The sequence below is a fragment of the Pseudomonas sp. REP124 genome, from assembly GCF_020164475.1.
In the GTDB taxonomy this organism is placed as follows: Bacteria; Pseudomonadota; Gammaproteobacteria; order Pseudomonadales; family Pseudomonadaceae; genus Aquipseudomonas.
In genome coordinates this window covers 16,307-33,358 of the sequence record NZ_JAIQWX010000010.1, presented here as the reverse complement: position 1 = coordinate 33,358, position 17,052 = coordinate 16,307, and the positions used below count along the sequence as shown (strand labels likewise).

General features: G+C 56.0%; 18 protein-coding genes and 1 tRNA gene. 13 read left to right on the top strand and 6 right to left on the bottom strand.

Translation table 11 applies throughout. The annotated features are described in order from the left end of the window. Positions 1 to 19: 19 nt before the first annotated feature. From K9857_RS04425 to K9857_RS04405, 5 genes are all read right to left on the bottom strand, one after another. On the bottom strand, positions 20 to 331 hold the full coding sequence (locus tag K9857_RS04425) for a DUF3077 domain-containing protein (RefSeq protein WP_224533661.1): 312 nt from the start codon (positions 329 to 331) through the stop codon (positions 20 to 22). 748 nt (positions 332 to 1,079) lie between these two features. Further along, the gene (locus tag K9857_RS04420; protein ID WP_224533660.1) at positions 1,080 to 2,081 is read right to left on the bottom strand and encodes a hypothetical protein; all 1,002 of its coding nucleotides are present in this window, start codon (positions 2,079 to 2,081) and stop codon (positions 1,080 to 1,082) included. Beyond that, on the bottom strand, positions 2,074 to 3,774 hold the full coding sequence (locus K9857_RS04415; RefSeq protein WP_224533659.1) for an AAA family ATPase: 1,701 nt from the start codon (positions 3,772 to 3,774) through the stop codon (positions 2,074 to 2,076). Before K9857_RS04415 ends, K9857_RS04420 begins: the two co-directional genes overlap by 8 nt. Before the next feature lie 319 nt (positions 3,775 to 4,093). After that, positions 4,094 to 4,423, bottom strand: coding sequence for a hypothetical protein (locus tag K9857_RS04410; protein ID WP_224533658.1), 330 nt, complete (start codon positions 4,421 to 4,423; stop codon positions 4,094 to 4,096). Positions 4,424 to 4,581: 158 nt separating this feature from the next. Beyond that, positions 4,582 to 4,666, bottom strand: a tRNA-Leu gene (locus K9857_RS04405). 105 nt (positions 4,667 to 4,771) lie between these two features. Here K9857_RS04405 and queA point away from each other — a divergent pair. The 6 genes from queA (at position 4,772) to K9857_RS04375 (ending at position 10,872) form a co-directional block, all read left to right on the top strand. After that, positions 4,772 to 5,836, top strand: a complete 1,065-nt coding sequence (queA, locus tag K9857_RS04400; protein WP_175375264.1) for a tRNA preQ1(34) S-adenosylmethionine ribosyltransferase-isomerase QueA — start codon at positions 4,772 to 4,774, stop codon at positions 5,834 to 5,836. Between the two features lie 14 nt (positions 5,837 to 5,850). Then, positions 5,851 to 6,966: a tRNA guanosine(34) transglycosylase Tgt gene (gene tgt, locus K9857_RS04395; RefSeq protein ID WP_224533697.1), complete on the top strand. Its 1,116-nt coding sequence runs from the start codon at positions 5,851 to 5,853 to the stop codon at positions 6,964 to 6,966. 43 nt (positions 6,967 to 7,009) lie between these two features. Beyond that, entirely contained in the window at positions 7,010 to 7,348 is a 339-nt protein-coding gene (yajC, locus tag K9857_RS04390) for a preprotein translocase subunit YajC (RefSeq protein WP_110966483.1), read from the top strand. A gap of 66 nt (positions 7,349 to 7,414) precedes the next feature. Beyond that, positions 7,415 to 9,283 (top strand): protein translocase subunit SecD, encoded by a 1,869-nt coding sequence (gene secD / locus K9857_RS04385; protein ID WP_224533657.1) that lies wholly within the window; start codon positions 7,415 to 7,417, stop codon positions 9,281 to 9,283. A 9-nt stretch (positions 9,284 to 9,292) separates the two neighbouring features. Continuing rightward, positions 9,293 to 10,207, top strand: a complete 915-nt coding sequence (secF, locus tag K9857_RS04380; protein WP_224533656.1) for a protein translocase subunit SecF — start codon at positions 9,293 to 9,295, stop codon at positions 10,205 to 10,207. Positions 10,208 to 10,326: 119 nt separating this feature from the next. Next, entirely contained in the window at positions 10,327 to 10,872 is a 546-nt protein-coding gene (locus K9857_RS04375; protein ID WP_224533655.1) for a glycine zipper 2TM domain-containing protein, read from the top strand. Positions 10,873 to 11,117: 245 nt separating this feature from the next. On the opposite strand, the gene suhB is transcribed toward K9857_RS04375, so the two are convergent. After that, positions 11,118 to 11,936: an inositol-phosphate phosphatase gene (suhB, locus tag K9857_RS04370; RefSeq protein WP_224533654.1), complete on the bottom strand. Its 819-nt coding sequence runs from the start codon at positions 11,934 to 11,936 to the stop codon at positions 11,118 to 11,120. Positions 11,937 to 12,082: 146 nt separating this feature from the next. On the opposite strand from suhB, the gene trmJ reads away from it, so the two are divergent. The 7 genes from trmJ to hscB all read left to right on the top strand — a co-directional run bounded on the left by trmJ (position 12,083) and on the right by hscB (position 17,024). Then, a complete protein-coding gene (gene trmJ, locus K9857_RS04365; RefSeq protein WP_224533653.1) occupies positions 12,083 to 12,853 on the top strand; it encodes a tRNA (cytosine(32)/uridine(32)-2'-O)-methyltransferase TrmJ in 771 nt (256 codons plus the stop codon). Between the two features lie 2 nt (positions 12,854 to 12,855). Further along, positions 12,856 to 13,632: a serine O-acetyltransferase gene (gene cysE, locus K9857_RS04360; protein WP_224533652.1), complete on the top strand. Its 777-nt coding sequence runs from the start codon at positions 12,856 to 12,858 to the stop codon at positions 13,630 to 13,632. Positions 13,633 to 13,909: 277 nt separating this feature from the next. Then, positions 13,910 to 14,401, top strand: coding sequence for a Fe-S cluster assembly transcriptional regulator IscR (gene iscR / locus K9857_RS04355; RefSeq protein ID WP_003227911.1), 492 nt, complete (start codon positions 13,910 to 13,912; stop codon positions 14,399 to 14,401). Between the two features lie 50 nt (positions 14,402 to 14,451). Continuing rightward, on the top strand, positions 14,452 to 15,666 hold the full coding sequence (locus K9857_RS04350; protein WP_175375258.1) for an IscS subfamily cysteine desulfurase: 1,215 nt from the start codon (positions 14,452 to 14,454) through the stop codon (positions 15,664 to 15,666). Between the two features lie 83 nt (positions 15,667 to 15,749). Beyond that, complete coding sequence (gene iscU / locus K9857_RS04345; RefSeq protein ID WP_007974006.1) at positions 15,750 to 16,136, top strand: Fe-S cluster assembly scaffold IscU; 387 nt, start codon at positions 15,750 to 15,752, stop codon at positions 16,134 to 16,136. Positions 16,137 to 16,170: 34 nt separating this feature from the next. Then, the gene (iscA, locus tag K9857_RS04340; protein WP_027922750.1) at positions 16,171 to 16,494 is read left to right on the top strand and encodes an iron-sulfur cluster assembly protein IscA; all 324 of its coding nucleotides are present in this window, start codon (positions 16,171 to 16,173) and stop codon (positions 16,492 to 16,494) included. An 8-nt stretch (positions 16,495 to 16,502) separates the two neighbouring features. Next, positions 16,503 to 17,024, top strand: coding sequence for a co-chaperone HscB (hscB, locus tag K9857_RS04335; protein ID WP_224533651.1), 522 nt, complete (start codon positions 16,503 to 16,505; stop codon positions 17,022 to 17,024). Positions 17,025 to 17,052 lie beyond the last annotated feature (28 nt).

The window sequence follows — 17,052 nt, the reverse complement described above, 5'->3', positions numbered from 1 at the left end:
CCTCACAGCGATACAACGACTATTCCTCAGCCTGCGCCTCAGCCCGTTTCGGTGTCGGCACAGCCGTCCGATCCCGCGTCAACACCTTCACCGCATCATCCACCAGCGCCTTACTCATCGCCGTCAAATAATGCGCCGCCCAGGCGTGATAATCCGTGTCCCTGATAAAAGCCGAGTCCTTGGTCAGCGCCTTGGCAAGAAACAGAAAATCGGAAGCCATGCTCAACGCATCACCGAGCGGAACGTCGCGAGTGACATGGAACAGCGGTTGATCCGCGCAATAGATCGCGGGTGTCAGGCCGATGGTTTTGAGTTCGGGCTGTTCGGTCATTTGCCACCTCCGGTGAGGGAGAGGCAATGGGGGAGGGGGTTACGCGATTGGGGATTGCGTAGAGGGGAAGGCCAGGTTTGGTACGGATTTCTATTGCGCATGATCTAACTCCTTGATACGAAACTTCAGGAGCTGCCACGTTCGTTACCACACGAATGGGTGACAGCTGTGCGCAGGGTGGTAAACCGGGTATCAAGGAAACCGGCACGCCCGAGGGCGTCCCACGCACAGCCGCCATAACTCACGTCTGCGGGCATAAAAAAACGCCGGCATACGTGATGGGGGCGCTGTAGCGCCTTAATACAACGGGTTACCACACCCGGTCGCTGAATTGGCAGCGACGGGTAGGAGAGTATCGTGCAGATCTTTTTCCTGCAACCTTGGCCAAACCAACCAAGACGGAAAAGGGTTATCTCCTCGACTTGTTTGTTGCACGTATGGCCGTCGCAACGCTCAAGGCCGCTATCAGACTAGAGCGAAAGTTGGGTGATAGCTTGCGGTACTACGACCGAAAGCAATCTATGAGTCTAATTAAAAGTTCGTCGTTTCAAATTGGCTCAGGAATTACGAATCACTTAATTAACTCCTGTAAAGCAGGTAGCCTCCATCGAGGTTCAAGTGTTGACTCCGTAATCGTGACCATTAAAGAGTAGTAAGTTGGCCTTTAAGGGGGCGACACTCGTGTCTACCCCTCTTCTGTGATCAATTGGTATCTTTAATCTTCAAGCTTTTATGAGCTAAAGAAAAATCAATTATCAATTCTCACTGCATAGTGGGCGCACACAGAGTGCTCGCCTTCGACAGTGATATGATTGTGGAGTTTCTTCAATCCATGCAGGTCAGTTTCTTGTTCTTCGGTGGAGTCGTTAGAGCTTTTCTCTTTGTCGGTTACTTTCTTAATATCCATGGTGGTTATGTAGTCTTTGTATTTCCGCCACCAGTCATGAAAGTTCTTGCCTGTGTAGTAAGTCACAAGGTAAGTTCTCTTTACCGATAAAGGGTTGTAGTTTGTAATCAGTTTTCGATAATGCTCATCTATATAGGATTCTCTCATCGTTGAGAGCTTCATGGCTTCAATGATTGTGTAAAGGCTGCCACAATTCATGACGGCCAGATCGAGCTCGCCCGCGCTGAGTCCGGTGGCTGACCGGCCTTCTCGAGTCTGGTCCTTAATACTGTATCCCTTGGCATCTAATAAGTCTCTTACATGATCGTTGTCATCATCTTCTGAGTAGCTCTTTCGGCATGTTCTACCGATTCGTTCCAAAACCCAATCCAAGTCGTTTTCAAACTTACTAAACCCTATAAGCTTTTTATTGGGTATGGCTATTGGGCGAGCTTGAAATGAATTGAGGTTCAGAAGGTTTATTCCCCCTTTCTCAATCAAGCTAAACAGTGCGGCATAATGATTGTTGTCGGCGGCAATAATTACCTTGTCATGCCGTGTTATTGCCTGGGAGATGGTGTTGTATACAACTTCGACGCTGGTTGATGCTTCGCCAGAGTTAGATAGAAGCATTTTACCTTGAGGTCGTGAATCCAAAAGCTTCTTCCATATCATGAAATTTTGGAAGGCTTCTGGATCTTCCTTCACCGCGTTCAAGTAAGCTGAAACCAAGATTTCTTCTCGATCCAACACAATTTGATCGTCAGAATGAAGCAGTTGTCCAATAAACACATCCGTATATACGGTTGAGTTTCGTATGTTGTCCTGCAAAAATTTTGGACATACACAGTGAGCGTTAGCCATTATTGGACTCCATTAAACTACTAATGGCCTCCTGCGACAACCTAATCGCTTTAAGTCTTTGTATTTCAAGGGTGTCATTGATCTCTGCATCCATAAAGTCTAATGGCCATTTTATATCGCCATCAGCATTTACTGGGATTTCTTCTATTATCGTTCGCCCTTTAATTTCTGCGCGGTGTAGGTGGTAGACTTTGACGTCGTCCTCCGTTAATGCGGAATCTGCATCTAGAATCCTCAAGCGCATACGTCGAATTAGTGCTTCGCTGTGCGTCTCAATCAGAAATTTTTTCTGCTGTGATAGTGCGATATCTATCAGGGCGTCTGTCAGCCAAGCTTGCATATTAGGGTGCAAGTGGATTTCAGGTTGTTCGATTATAGTCAAAGAGTTCTTAGGGGAAAGATGCGCTTGAACCAGAATAGGCAGCGCTTGAGAAATTCCGAATCCAACGTCAGTTAACTCAAGGCGCACAGAATCTTGTGTCACAATAATCTGGTGAATAATGTCATTAACTTTTTCGATGTCGATTGCGATGTTGTATCTAGCAAACAGGCGGTTGATGCTTTTCCTTATGGCAGGATTGTTTTTCAGGATTTCGGCAAGCTCTGTCCCTTCAAGTGCGTTTAATTGCTTGTGATGTATAGTCTTGTCTAACAGATAATAACGCTGCGGAAATGCACGTAACGGGCTTACATGATTTATTTGTTGTGTTGAGATTTCTTCTAGTAGATGACGAGAAGACATTGCAAGCAATCCAGCAAATAATCCTGCAAATGGATTCGGGCTGTTTCTTAAAAATGAGAAGGACCAACTGTCATACATAGGTGCGATATGGCCTTGTACGATTCTCAGTGAGTCGAAATTCATTACTCGAAAAATATCGTGCCGTGATCTATTCAGAATGCCCGTATCATATATCTCAGAGTCTAGTTTGTATTTTTTGTCTTTGGTTGCCGAGACTCTAAAGATAATGCTGTTATCTTTGTTCCACTGGGTATATTCAGAGATCTTTAGACTATTGGATTTTTGATCGTAAGAGAATTCGTACTTGAATCGAGCCGGGCAAATTAATCGCGTATCTAAACTTAGGATTCCCTCGAAGCAGTCAGTGATTTTCTGGATCGAGGTTTTGCTAATGAACTTTCCAACCTCGGAGCCAAAGATCGACTCTATGCCTTTGGAGTCCACACAAGAACGATAGAGTTTCAAAGCGGCGGCGAAGGTTTTTCCGAATTCCGTATAGTCAATATCTTCAGGCTTACATTTTCTCGGACTAAATTTCGAAAGCTCACTTAGGGTTCGATCAACAATTCGCCCTGAAGATACGTCTTTTAGCATACTTCCTATATGCTGCATCAGGAATTGGTAGCTTTCTGTTGCGCTGCTGCGGAATTCTTGATATCGATCACCAAGCCCTGAGTTTTCCCCAATTGTAAAACTAAATGAAAGGCGGTTGTGTGGGCTTTTATCGGTGATGATATTAAGTGCCTCACCCATCCCGATTTTTCCGCCATTTAAGCGGAGTGGGGATTCAGATCGCACGTTTGGGTTGGCTGATTGTGAAAGCATGAGCAAAGAATTAACTATTGCACTCTTACCCGTACTATTGGAGCCTAGTAATATCGTCAATGCTTTGAATTGAAGCTCGAAGTTTTTAAAGGCTTTGTAATTTTCGCCGGCAAATTTCTCTATCACGACGGGGTCCGTTCCGAGTAAGAAAAATGCGATTATCTTCATGATGGCAAAATGAAGCAAGGGTTATGAATTGAATTTCAAAGCAACGCGGCCCCTTGCCTGTATAGATGCACAGGTTGTGCCGCTGTGACGTAATCAAAGAGGTTGAGGATTTCAGTTGGTATCGTTCCCACCTGCCGTAAGCGGACTTGGCTAAACGCAGGTAGACAGTAAAAAGCAGGGAAAAGAAGGGCGAGTAAGATGAGCAGGTTTATCGTATAAGTCGCTGCGATTGACGTCAGTCCGACTGTCCAGCTATTGCCTTAAAGTCCCGGTTTGTTCATTGAATATCTTTTAAATAGTCTTTCAGAGCAACGATCAGGTCATCTAGTTGCTCAAAAGCCTGAGCCCCCGCCAATGCCTTCAACAACCTCCCCAACTCCCGCCCCAACGGCTTATCCACACCCCCAACCGCCTCCAACGCCAACCCCACACACTCACCCACCTTCACCTGAATCCCCTCAACATCCCCACGCCGCACCAGCAGCTCAAACACATCCCGCTGGTAATCACCCATCACCAGGTCATCACGCAGAATCGGGCTTTGGTCTTCGGTTTCGTAGGCGAGTTTGAGGGAGTAGAGGGCGACGGTTTCCAGGTGTAATTCCATGGGGGGGTATCCTTGTGAATTGGTCTTCCTGCGAAGGGGGCAGGGGGAGCAAGAGCAAAAGATCGCAGCCTTCGGCAGCTCCTACGGGTGAGGGGTGTGCCGGGTGGTTTTCTGGGGGCGAAAAAAAAGGCCTTGCTAAGCAAGACCTTTCTTAAACTTGGTGCCCCGAGGGAGACTCGAACTCCCACTCCTTTCGAAAACGGATTTTGAATCCGCCGCGTCTACCAATTCCGCCATCAGGGCAATGGCCGCGGAGTATAGAGAGGTGAATACCGCTGGTCAATCAGGTACATGGAGAATTTTCCATAATTCCGCTAGACTTCCCGGCCCTGCTAGACGAACCCCATCATGCGCGTTGCTGACTTTACTTTCGACCTCCCCGATTCGCTGATTGCCCGCCATCCACTGGCCGAGCGTCGCAATAGTCGCCTGTTGACCCTCGATGGGGTCAGCGGCGCCCTGGCACACCGTCAATTCACTGATTTGCTTGAGCATTTGCGCCCGGGCGACTTGATGGTGTTCAACAATACCCGGGTGATTCCGGCGCGGCTGTTTGGCCAGAAGGCTTCCGGCGGCAAGCTGGAAATCCTGGTGGAGCGGGTGCTCGACAGTCATCGCGTGCTGGCCCATGTGCGTTCCAGCAAGTCGCCAAAGCCGGGTTCGAAGATCCTGATCGACGGCGGTGGCGAGGCCGAGATGCTGGCGCGTCACGATGCGCTGTTCGAATTGGGGTTTGCCGAAGAAGTCCTGCCGCTGCTCGACCGTGTCGGGCACATGCCGTTGCCTCCTTATATAGACCGCCCCGATGAAGGCGCCGACCGCGAGCGCTATCAGACTGTTTACGCCCAGCGCCTGGGCGCGGTGGCGGCGCCGACGGCGGGGCTGCATTTCGATGAGGTGCTGCTGGAGGCGATTGCCGCCAAGGGCGTCGAGACGGCGTTCGTGACCTTGCACGTGGGCGCGGGTACGTTCCAGCCGGTGCGGGTCGAGAAGATCGAAGACCATCACATGCACACTGAATGGCTGGAAGTCGGCCAGGACGTGGTGGATGCGGTGGCTGCCTGCCGCGCTCGCGGCGGTCGCGTAGTGGCGGTGGGGACCACCAGCGTGCGTTCCCTGGAAAGCGCCGCCCGTGATGGCGTGCTCAAGCCGTTCAGCGGCGATACGGACATCTTCATTTACCCGGGCCGGCCGTTTCATGTGGTCGATGCCTTGGTCACCAACTTCCATTTGCCCGAATCCACGCTGTTGATGCTGGTTTCGGCGTTCGCCGGTTACCCCGAGACCATGGCGGCCTATAAAGCCGCGGTCGACAACGGATACCGCTTTTTCAGCTACGGTGATGCCATGTTCATCACCCGTAACCCCGCGCCTGCCGGTCCTAAAGAGCCAGGCCCAGAGGAAACCGTATGAGTCGCGAATGTCGCATGTCGTTTGAGCTGCTTGCCACCGATGGCAAGGCTCGTCGTGGTCGCCTGACCTTCCCCCGTGGCACCGTCGAAACCCCGGCCTTCATGCCGGTGGGCACCTACGGCACGGTCAAGGGCATGCTGCCGCGGGATATCGAGGCGATTGGCGCTGAAATCATTCTGGGCAACACCTTCCACCTGTGGCTGCGCCCTGGCACCGAAGTGATCAAGAAGCACGGCGACCTGCACGATTTCATGCAGTGGAAAGGCCCGATTCTGACCGACTCCGGCGGTTTCCAGGTGTTCAGCCTGGGCGCCATGCGCAAGATCAAGGAAGAGGGCGTGACCTTCGCCTCGCCGGTCGATGGCGCCAAAGTGTTCATGGGCCCGGAAGAGTCGATGCAGGTCCAGCGCGACCTGGGCTCGGACATCGTGATGATTTTCGACGAATGCACGCCGTACCCGGCCGACGAAGACGTCGCTCGCATCTCCATGGAGTTGTCGCTGCGTTGGGCCCAGCGCTCGAAAAACGCCCATGGCGACAACACGGCGGCGCTGTTCGGTATCGTTCAGGGCGGCATGCACCAGGATCTGCGCATGCGCTCGCTCGAAGGCCTGAACAAAATCGGCTTTGATGGCCTGGCCATTGGCGGCCTGTCGGTGGGCGAGCCCAAGCATGAAATGATCAAGGTGCTGGATTATCTGCCTGGCATGATGCCGGCTGACAAACCTCGTTACCTTATGGGCGTTGGCAAACCGGAAGATCTGGTGGAGGGTGTGCGCCGCGGTGTGGACATGTTCGATTGCGTGATGCCAACCCGTAATGCCCGCAATGGGCATCTGTTCATTGATACCGGCGTGCTGAAGATCCGTAACGCGTTCCATCGCCATGATGATTCGCCGCTCGATCCGACCTGCGATTGCTATACCTGCCAGAACTTCTCCCGCGCTTATCTGCATCACCTGGACAAGTGCGGCGAAATGCTGGGGAGCATGCTCAATACCATCCATAACTTGCGCCATTATCAAGTGCTTATGGCTGGTTTGCGCGAGGCTATTCAACAGGGTACATTGGCCGCCTTTGTCGATGCCTTCTACGCCAAACGCGGATTGCCTGTTCCGCCTTTGGACTGAGTTTTCTGACCCCAAGATTCAACATTTGCAACTGGAGTGCTAAATGAGCTTTTTTATCTCTAATGCCATGGCAGACGGTGCTGCACCGGCAGCTGCAGCCCCTATGGGTGGCGGTTTTGAGTGGATTTTCCTGGTCGGCTTCCTGGTCATCTTCTACCTGATGATCTGGCGTCCACAGGCCAAACGCGCCAAAGAGCAGAAGAATCTGCTGAGCAGCCTGCAAAAGGGTGACGAAGTTGTGACCACCGGCGGCATCGCTGGCAAGATCACCAAGGTTGCCGATGATTTCGTGGTGCTGGAAGTGTCCGACACCGTCGAAATGAAGTTCCAGAAAGGCGCCATCGCCGCCACGCTGCCAAAAGGCACGCTGAAAGCGATCTAAAAGCTTCAACTTCATTCTCAATCGACGGGGCGCGCAAGGCGCCCCGCGTCATAAACGGGCGGCGTGATGCTGAACAAATATCCTCTGTGGAAATACATTCTGATCCTGGCGGTGCTGGCGATCGGTCTGATTTATTCCGCTCCCAATCTGTATCCCGATGACCCGGCCATTCAGGTCAGTGGCGCAAGCACTGCGCTGCAGGTCACCGAGGCTGATCTGGATCGCGTGAGCGCTGCGCTCAAGGCATCCGGCATCGACGTCAAGGCGGCTTCGCTGTCGGCTGGTGGCAAAGGCGGTCTGATTCGCCTGGTCAAGGCTGAAGACCAGTTGCCTGCCAAGGACGTTGTGCGCAAGGCTTTGGGTGATGACTACGTCGTCGCGCTGAACCTGGCACAAACCACCCCGCAATGGCTGCGCAGCCTGGCCGCGCATCCGATGAAGCTGGGTCTGGACTTGTCCGGTGGTGTGCACTTCCTGCTGGAAGTGGACATGGACAAAGCTCTCGATGCACGCCTGAAAGTCTACGAAGGCGACGTGAAGAGCCTGCTGCGTAAAGAAAAAGTACGCTATCGCAGCCTGCCGCAACTCAACGGTGCCATTCAGCTGGGCTTCACTGACGAAGCGACCCGCGAACAGGCCCGTGTACTGGTCCGCAAGAGCTTTAACGACTTCGACATTGTTCCGGCCGATCTGAACGGTCAACCGGTGCTGCGTCTGGCGATGACCCCGGCCAAGCTGGCGGAAATCCGCGAATACTCCATCAAGCAGAACTTGACCACGGTACGTAACCGCGTCAACGAGCTGGGTGTTGCCGAACCGATCGTCCAGCGTCAGGGCGCCAACCGCATCGTGGTTGAGCTGCCGGGCGTGCAGGACACCGCAGAAGCCAAGCGTATCCTCGGCAAGACGGCCAACCTCGAGTTCCGTCTGGCTGCAGAGCCGGGTGCTTCGAAAGCCACTTCCGAAACCTTCGAATTCCGTGAAGGCAAGCGTCCGCCGGCACAGATCGAGCGTGGCCTGATCATCACTGGCGACCAGGTAACTGACGCCAAGGCTGGCTTCGGCGAGCACGGCACCCCAGAAGTGAACATTCGTCTGGATGGTCACGGCGGCGAGCTGATGAGCCGTGCGACCCGTTCGAACGTGGGCCGCAGCATGGCGGTAATCTTCATCGAACAGCGTCCGGTGACCACTTACACCAAGCAAGTGGTTGATGGCGTCGAGAAAGACGTACCGGTGCAGTCGTTCAAGGAAGAGAAGAAGATCATCAGCCTGGCGACCATTCAGTCGCCGCTGGGTGCTCAATTCCGTATCACCGGCCTGAACGGTCAGGGCGAATCGTCGGAACTTGCGCTGCTGCTGCGTGCCGGTGGTCTGGCCGCTCCGATGTACTTTGCTGAAGAACGCACCATCGGCCCGAGCCTGGGTGCGGACAACATCACCAAAGGTATCGATGCCTCGCTGTGGGGCATGCTGTTCGTTTCGCTGTTCATCATGGCCATCTACCGCTTCTTCGGCATCATCGCCACCGTTGCGCTGGGTGTGAACATGGTGCTGCTGCTGGCCCTGATGTCGCTGCTGGGTGCAACGCTGACCCTGCCGGGTATCGCCGGTATCGTGTTGACCATGGGTATGGCGGTCGACGCCAACGTACTGATCTTCTCGCGGATTCGTGAAGAGATCGCCGCGGGCATGACCGTACAGCGGGCCATCAATGAAGGTTTCAGCCGCGCATTCACCGCGATTCTCGACGCCAACCTGACCACCTTGCTGGTGGGCGGCATCCTGTTCGCCATGGGTACCGGTCCGGTCAAGGGCTTCGCCGTCACCATGTCCCTCGGGGTTCTGACCTCGATGTTCACGGCCATCATGGTCACCCGCGCGATGGTCAACCTGATCTTCGGCGGTCGTGACTTCAAGAAGTTGTGGATTTAAGGGGCTGCCATGTTACGTACAATCAATTTCATGGGCGTTCGCAACTTCGCGTTCGGCGTCACATTGTTCCTCACGTTGCTGGCCCTGTTCAGTGTCTTCACCAAAGGCATGAACTGGGGTCTGGACTTCACCGGCGGTACGCTCATCGAGCTGACCTACGAGCGTCCGGCGGATGTGACCAAGGTGCGTGAGCAGTTGGTTACCTCGGGTTACCACGAAGCCATCGTGCAGAACTTCGGTGCGACCACCGATCTGCTGGTGCGTATGCCGGGTGAAGATCCGCAACTGGGTCATCAGGTAGCCGAAGCGCTGCAGAAGGTCGGCGGCGATAACCCGGCGACGGTCAAACGCGTCGAGTTCGTCGGCCCGCAGGTGGGTGAAGAACTGCGCGATCAGGGCGGCCTCGGCATGCTGATGGCGCTGGGCGGCATCCTGATCTACCTGGCGTTCCGCTTTCAGTGGAAGTTCGCTGTTGGTGCGATCGTTTCCCTGATCCACGACGTGATCGTGACCATCGGTATCCTGTCGTTCTTCCAGATCACCTTCGACCTGACGGTGCTGGCGGCGGTACTGGCGATCATCGGTTACTCGCTCAACGACACCATCGTGGTATTCGACCGGGTTCGTGAGAACTTCCGCGTACTGCGCAAGGCCAGCCTGATCGAGAACATCAACATCTCGACCACGCAAACCCTGCTGCGGACCATCGCGACTTCGGTGTCCACCTTGCTGGCCATTGCGGCGCTGTTGTTCTTCGGTGGCGACAACCTGTACGGCTTCTCCCTGGCGCTGCTGGTGGGTGTATTGGCGGGTACTTACTCGTCGATCTACATCGCCAACGTGGTGCTGATCTGGCTGAACCTGAGCTCGGAAGACCTGATTCCTACGGTCAATACCGAGAAGGAAGTCGACGACCGTCCTTGAGTGAAGTTTCTCTCAGAGATGTAGTCCAAAAAGGCGCGAGTTGAACTCGCGCCTTTTTTTATGCTCCAAGGCTGGGAGAAGCGCGGGCGCGTCCCGCATGTGATGGTCAGGAGGTTCATGTGAACAAGTCGATGCTGGTTGGTGCTGTACTGGGTGCTGTCGGTGTCACTGCCGGGGGTGCTGTGGCCACCTACAGCCTGGTTAAAGATAACGGTCCGCAGTACGCGCAAGTGCTCGCCGTTGAGCCGGTCAAGACGCAAATCAAGACTCCACGTGAAGTGTGCAAGGACGTCACCGTCACCCGGCAGGCGCCGGTGAAAGATCAACACCAGATCGCCGGTACGGTAGTAGGCGCCCTGGCGGGTGGTTTGCTGGGTAACCAGATCGGCGGCGGCACCGGCAAGAAAATTGCCACGGTTGCAGGCGCGGTCGGCGGTGGTTACGCCGGTAACAAGGTTCAGGAGGGCATGCAGGAGCGTGACACCTACACCACGACTCAGACCCGTTGTAATACGGTGAATGACATCAGCGACAAGGTGGTGGGTTACGACGTGCGGTACTCGCTGGATGGCAAAGAGGGGAAAGTGCGAATGGATCGCGATCCGGGGAATCAGATTCCTGTGGATAAGGAAGGCAAGTTGGTCCTGTCGCAAGCGCAGCAGTGATTGGCTTGAGCCGGTTGTAAAGAAAAGCACCCTTCGGGGTGCTTTTTTTGTGCCGCAAGAACACTGTAAAAAACTGTGGGAGCGGGCTTGCCCGCGATGGCGGTATTAACTGTGCCAGATGTGGTGGCTGACCCGGCGCTATCGCTGGCAAGCCAGCTCCCACAGGGATCGAGGGGGTTTGTGAGATTGGATTTCAGGCATAAAAAAAGCACTCCGGAGAGTGCTTTTTTGGGTCGCTGTGAAGCTTAGCGCTTCAGCGAAGCCGGCAGGTGCGGCTGGATGGCCGTCAGGACTGCCTTGAAGCATTTGGTGTTGCCGGCAACGACGTGGCCTTTTTCCAGGAAGTCGTGACCGCCGGTGAAGTCGCTCACCAGGCCGCCGGCTTCTTGAATCAGCAGGGCGCCTGCTGCCATGTCCCACTCGGACAGGCCCGATTCCCAGAACGCGTCGAAACGACCAGCGGCTACATAAGCCAGGTCCAGGCTGGCGGAGCCGGCGCGGCGGATGCCGGCGGTCTGGCCAACCAGGGCGCGGAACATGCCCAGGTAGTTGTCGAGGTTGTCCATCTGGTCGTCACGGAACGGGAAACCGGTACCCAGCAGGGCGCCGTCCAGGCTGGTGCGGCCGCTGACGCGCAGGCGACGACCGTTCAGTTGGGCGCCACGGCCACGGCTGGCGGTGAATTCTTCCTGGCGAACCGGGTCCAGAACAACGGCGTGTTCCAGGCGACCGCGGTATTTGCAGGCGATGCTGACAGCGAAGTGAGGGATGCCGCGCAGGAAGTTGGTGGTGCCGTCCAGTGGGTCGATGATCCACAGGTACTCTTCGCCTTCGATGCCGGAACCGGCGTGCATGCCGGTCTCTTCACCGAGGATCGAGTGGTTCGGGTAAGCCTTGCGCAGGGCGTCGATGATTTTTTGTTCAGCGGCGCGATCCACCTCGGATACGTAATCCTTGGCGTCTTTTTCGTCAACCTTGATGGTATCCAGGCGCTCGATGGAGCGGAAGATCAATTCACTGGCGGCGCGGGCGGCGCGCAGCGCGATATTCAGCATTGGCTGCATGGATGTGTCACCTAAGGTTGTTAAAGAAAGCCGAGCATTCTATCAGAAAGTTTCTACAGGTGAAGGACGACGTTCGCTTTCATGGCTTAACGGTAGGATGAGTTGTAAGATCCCGCTCCCGATTATCGTGTTCGAGAGCGCCTCCCTTGCTGCAAAACATTCGTGTCGTCCTGGTCAATACCAGCCATCCGGGCAATATCGGCGGTACTGCGCGCGCCATGAAAAACATGGGGCTGTCGCGGTTGGTGCTGGTCGATCCTCGCGTGTTCCCGCATCACGAAGCCGATGCCCGTGCTTCCGGTGCCGGTGACATCCTTGAAAACGCGCAAGTCGTCGCCACCTTGGAAGATGCCCTGGTCGGCTGCAACCTGGTGCTGGGCACCAGTGCCCGCGACCGTCGCATCCCCTGGCCTTTGCTTGACCCTCGCGAGTGCGGGACGAAAGTGGTCGAGGAGGCCGGGCAGGGCGCGGAAATCGCGCTGGTCTTTGGTCGTGAAGACTCCGGCCTGACCAACGAAGAGCTGCAGCGATGTCACTATCACGTGCACATCCCCTCCGATCCTGAGTTCAGCTCGCTGAACCTTGGGGCGGCGGTGCAGGTGTTGAGCTATGAAGTGCGCATGTCCTGGCTCGCGGCCCAAGGTCAGCCGAGCAAGGTCGAGAAGGAAGAAGTGGCATCGGTCAAAAGCTCTGAGCTGGCGACCATGGACGAGTTGGAGCGATTCTATGAACACCTGGAGCAGACCCTGGTGGCCATCGAGTTCCTCGATCCGGAAAAGCCACGGCACTTGATGGCGCGCCTGCGCCGGTTGTACGGACGCAGCTCGGTCAGCCGGGCGGAAATGAATATTTTGCGTGGCATCCTCACGGAAACCCAAAAAGCGGCCCGTGGTGAGCTTCTTAAGCGGAAGGATTAATGATGTTCGAGCGTTTGCGTGAAGATATCCAGAGCGTTTTCCATCGTGACCCGGCGGCGCGCAATGCCTTTGAAGTGCTGACCTGCTACCCCGGGATGCATGCGATCTGGATTCACCGCCTGTCTTCGGTGTTGTGGCGCGCGGACCTGAAATGGCTGGCGCGGCTGGTGTCGAACTTCGGTCGTTGGCTGACCGGGATCGAGATTCACCCGGGTGCCAAGGTCGGTCGACGCTTCTTTATCGACCACGGCATGGGCATCGTCATTGGCGAAACCGCTGAAATCGGCGACGACGTGACCATTTATCAGGGCGTGACCCTGGGCGGCACCAGCTGGAACAAGGGCAAGCGTCACCCGACCCTGGAAGATGGCGTGGTGGTGGGGGCGGGCGCCAAGGTGCTTGGCCCGTTCACCGTCGGTGCCGGGGCCAAGGTCGGTTCCAATGCCGTGGTGACCAAGGCGGTGCCGGCCGGTGCCACGGTGGTGGGCATTCCTGGTCGCATCATCGTCAAACCCGATGAAGAGCAGGACGCCAAGCGCAAGGCCATGGCCGAGAAGATTGGCTTCGATGCCTACGGCGTCAGCGAAGACATGCCTGACCCGGTGGCACGTGCCATCAACCAGTTGCTCGATCACCTGCAGGCCGTTGATGGTCGTCTGGAGGGGATGTGCGGTGCGTTGAAGGATCTGGGCAGTAATTACTGTGCCAAGGACCTGCCTGAGCTGCGCGAAGAAGACTTCGCCTGCGTGAAGGATAAGGATCAATCCCAGGCCAGTTGATGGTCACGGTTCCCCTGTAGGAGCGAGCATGCTCGCGATGGACGCAAAAACACCGCGGGGTGTCAGGCTGCCAGCGTTATCGTTGACGACCATCGCGAGCATGCTCGCTCCTACAGAGGAACGGTAGGTGCATTCGCTGGCCGTGCGCCCCCAGTCTTTGCTATCATTCGCGCGCTCTTTTGCGGGTAAACCTGACTAAAGCACTAGGTCTTATAGTTGACTTAAATACTCGGGAATCGCATACTCGCACCCATTCCGAACTCCGTGGTAACTGTCCATGCGACTGACTACAAAAGGCCGATACGCCGTGACCGCCATGCTTGACCTGGCGTTGCACGCGCAGCACGGGCCTGTGTCTTTGGCCGATATCTCCGAGCGCCAAGGCATCTCCCTGTCTTATCTCGAACAGCTCTTCGCCAAATTGCGTCGTAGCAATCTGGTGTCCAGCGTTCGTGGTCCAGGCGGCGGCTACCAGCTGTCTCGCGACATGCAGGGTATCCAGGTCGCCCAGGTGATCGATGCGGTGAACGAATCGGTCGATGCCACCAAATGCCAGGGCCAGGGCGATTGCCATTCCGGCGACACCTGCCTGACCCACCACTTGTGGTGCGATCTGAGCCTGCAGATTCACGAATTTCTGAGCGGTATCAGCTTGGCTGACCTTGTCACTCGCCGTGAGGTACAAGAAGTAGCCCAGCGCCAGGATCAACGCCGTTGCAACAGCAAGGCGCCACGCCTGGACAAGATTGAAGCGTCCGCCGTCGAATGACAGCCAAAGAGCTAACGGCGCGCCAGCCAGCCTGATTTAGGAGATAGTCCATGAAATTGCCGATTTACCTTGATTACTCTGCGACGACCCCGGTTGATCCGCGTGTCGCGCAAAAGATGAGTGAATGCCTGCTGGTCGACGGAAACTTCGGTAACCCGGCTTCCCGTTCCCACGTATTTGGCTGGAAAGCCGAAGAGTCCGTCGAAAACGCCCGTCGTCAGGTGGCCGATCTGGTCAACGCCGACCCGCGTGAAATCGTCTGGACCTCCGGTGCCACCGAATCCGACAACCTGGCAATCAAGGGTGCGGCACATTTCTATGCCACCAAAGGCAAGCACCTGATCACCACCAAGATCGAACACAAGGCTGTCCTCGACACCATGCGCCAACTGGAGCGCGAAGGTTTCGAAGTGACCTACATCGAGCCTCGTGAAGACGGTCTGGTCACTCCTGAGATGGTCGAAGCGGCTCTGCGCGACGACACCATCCTCGTATCGATCATGCACGTGAACAACGAGATCGGTACCGTGAACGACATCGCCGCCATCGGCGAACTGACTCGTTCCAAAGGCATCCTGTTCCATGTCGACGCCGCTCAGTCCACCGGCAAGGTCGAGATCGACCTGCAGAAGCTGAAAGTCGACATGATGTCCTTCTCCGCCCACAAGACCTACGGCCCTAAAGGCATCGGCGCGCTGTACGTGAGCCGCAAGCCTCGCGTGCGTATCGAAGCGACCATGCACGGCGGCGGTCACGAGCGCGGCATGCGTTCGGGCACTCTGGCGACCCACCAGATCGTCGGCATGGGCGAAGCCTTCCGCGTAGCCAAGGAAGACATGGCTGCCGAGAACGTGCGCATCAAGGCCTTGAGCGATCGTTTCTATAAGCAGGTCGAGCACCTGGAAGAGCTGTACGTCAACGGCAGCCTGACCGCCCGCGTTCCGCACAACCTGAACCTGAGCTTCAACTACGTTGAAGGCGAGTCGCTGATCATGGCCCTCAAGGATCTGGCGGTTTCGTCCGGTTCGGCCTGCACCTCGGCGTCCCTCGAGCCTTCGTACGTACTGCGCGCCCTGGGCCGCAACGACGAACTGGCACACAGCTCGATCCGCTTCACCTTCGGCCGTTTCACCACCGAAGAAGAGATCGACTACGCCGCGCAGAAAGTCTGCGAGGCCGTTACCAAGCTGCGCGCTCTGTCGCCGCTGTGGGACATGTACAAAGACGGTGTCGACATTTCGAAAATCGAGTGGGCGGCACACTGATTTCAAGTCGCCGCGAACCGGCCCCGCGGGCTCAAGCCCCGGGGTTCAAAGAGCGACTCTCTGATGAGTGAGGATTAAGAATCATGGCTTACAGCGAAAAGGTCATCGACCACTACGAAAACCCGCGCAACGTCGGCAAGATGGACGCGGAAGATCCTGATGTCGGCACCGGCATGGTCGGCGCGCCGGCTTGCGGCGACGTCATGCGCCTGCAGATCAAGGTCAACGACGCCGGCATCATCGAAGATGCCAAGTTCAAGACCTACGGCTGCGGTTCCGCCATCGCTTCCAGCTCCCTGGCCACCGAGTGGATGAAGGGCAAGACGCTGGACGAGGCAGAAACCATCAAGAACACTCAGCTGGCTGAAGAACTGGCCCTGCCGCCAGTGAAAATTCACTGCTCCGTACTCGCTGAAGACGCCATCAAGGCTGCCGTTCGCGACTACAAGCAGAAGAAAGGCTTGATCTGACTTTCAAGATTTGGCGACGAGTAAGGAGTCAACGATGGCTATCAGCATGACAGAAGCGGCAGCACGTCACGTGCGTCGCTCCCTCGACGGGCGCGGCAAGGGCGAGGGAATTCGTCTGGGTGTTCGCACCACAGGCTGCTCCGGCCTTGCCTACGTGCTGGAGTTTGTCGACGAGGTGGTTGAAGAGGATCAGGTGTTCGAAAGTCACGGCGAGAAAGTGATCATCGACCCGAAAAGCCTGGCCTACCTGGACGGCACCGAGCTCGATTTCGTCAAGGAAGGGTTGAACGAAGGCTTCAAGTTCAACAACCCCAACGTGCGCGGTGAGTGTGGCTGCGGCGAAAGCTTCAACATCTGAGGCTAGTCGTGGGTACTCCTTGTCATTTCGCTTTATTTGAGCTGAAGCCGGGTTTCGACCTGGATCTCGATCAGCTGGCTTCGCGCTACCGTGAGTTGGCGCGCAGCGTTCATCCGGACCGCTTTGCTGACGCCACCGAGCGTGAGCAGCGGCTGGCGCTGGAACAATCCGCGAGCCTCAACGAGGCCTACCAGACGCTCAAAAATCCCCCCAAGCGCGCGCGTTACCTGCTCGCCTTGAGTGGTGGCGAGCTGCCGCTGGAGGTCACGGTGCATGATTCGGAGTTTCTTCTGCAACAGATGGAGTTGCGTGAAGAGCTCGAAGATCTGCAGGACAGCGCCGACCTGTCTGGCGTTGCCGCGTTCAAGCGCCGCCTCAAGGCTGCCCAGGAAGAGCTGAACCAGAGTTTTGCCGCTTGCTGGAACGATGCTGCGCACCGCGAGCGCGCCGAGCGCCTGATGCGACGCATGCAGTTCCTCGACAAGCTGACCTACGAAGTGCGCCAGTTAGAAGAGCGCCTCGACGATTAACCCAGTGCCGCTCCGGTCGCACGCCTGA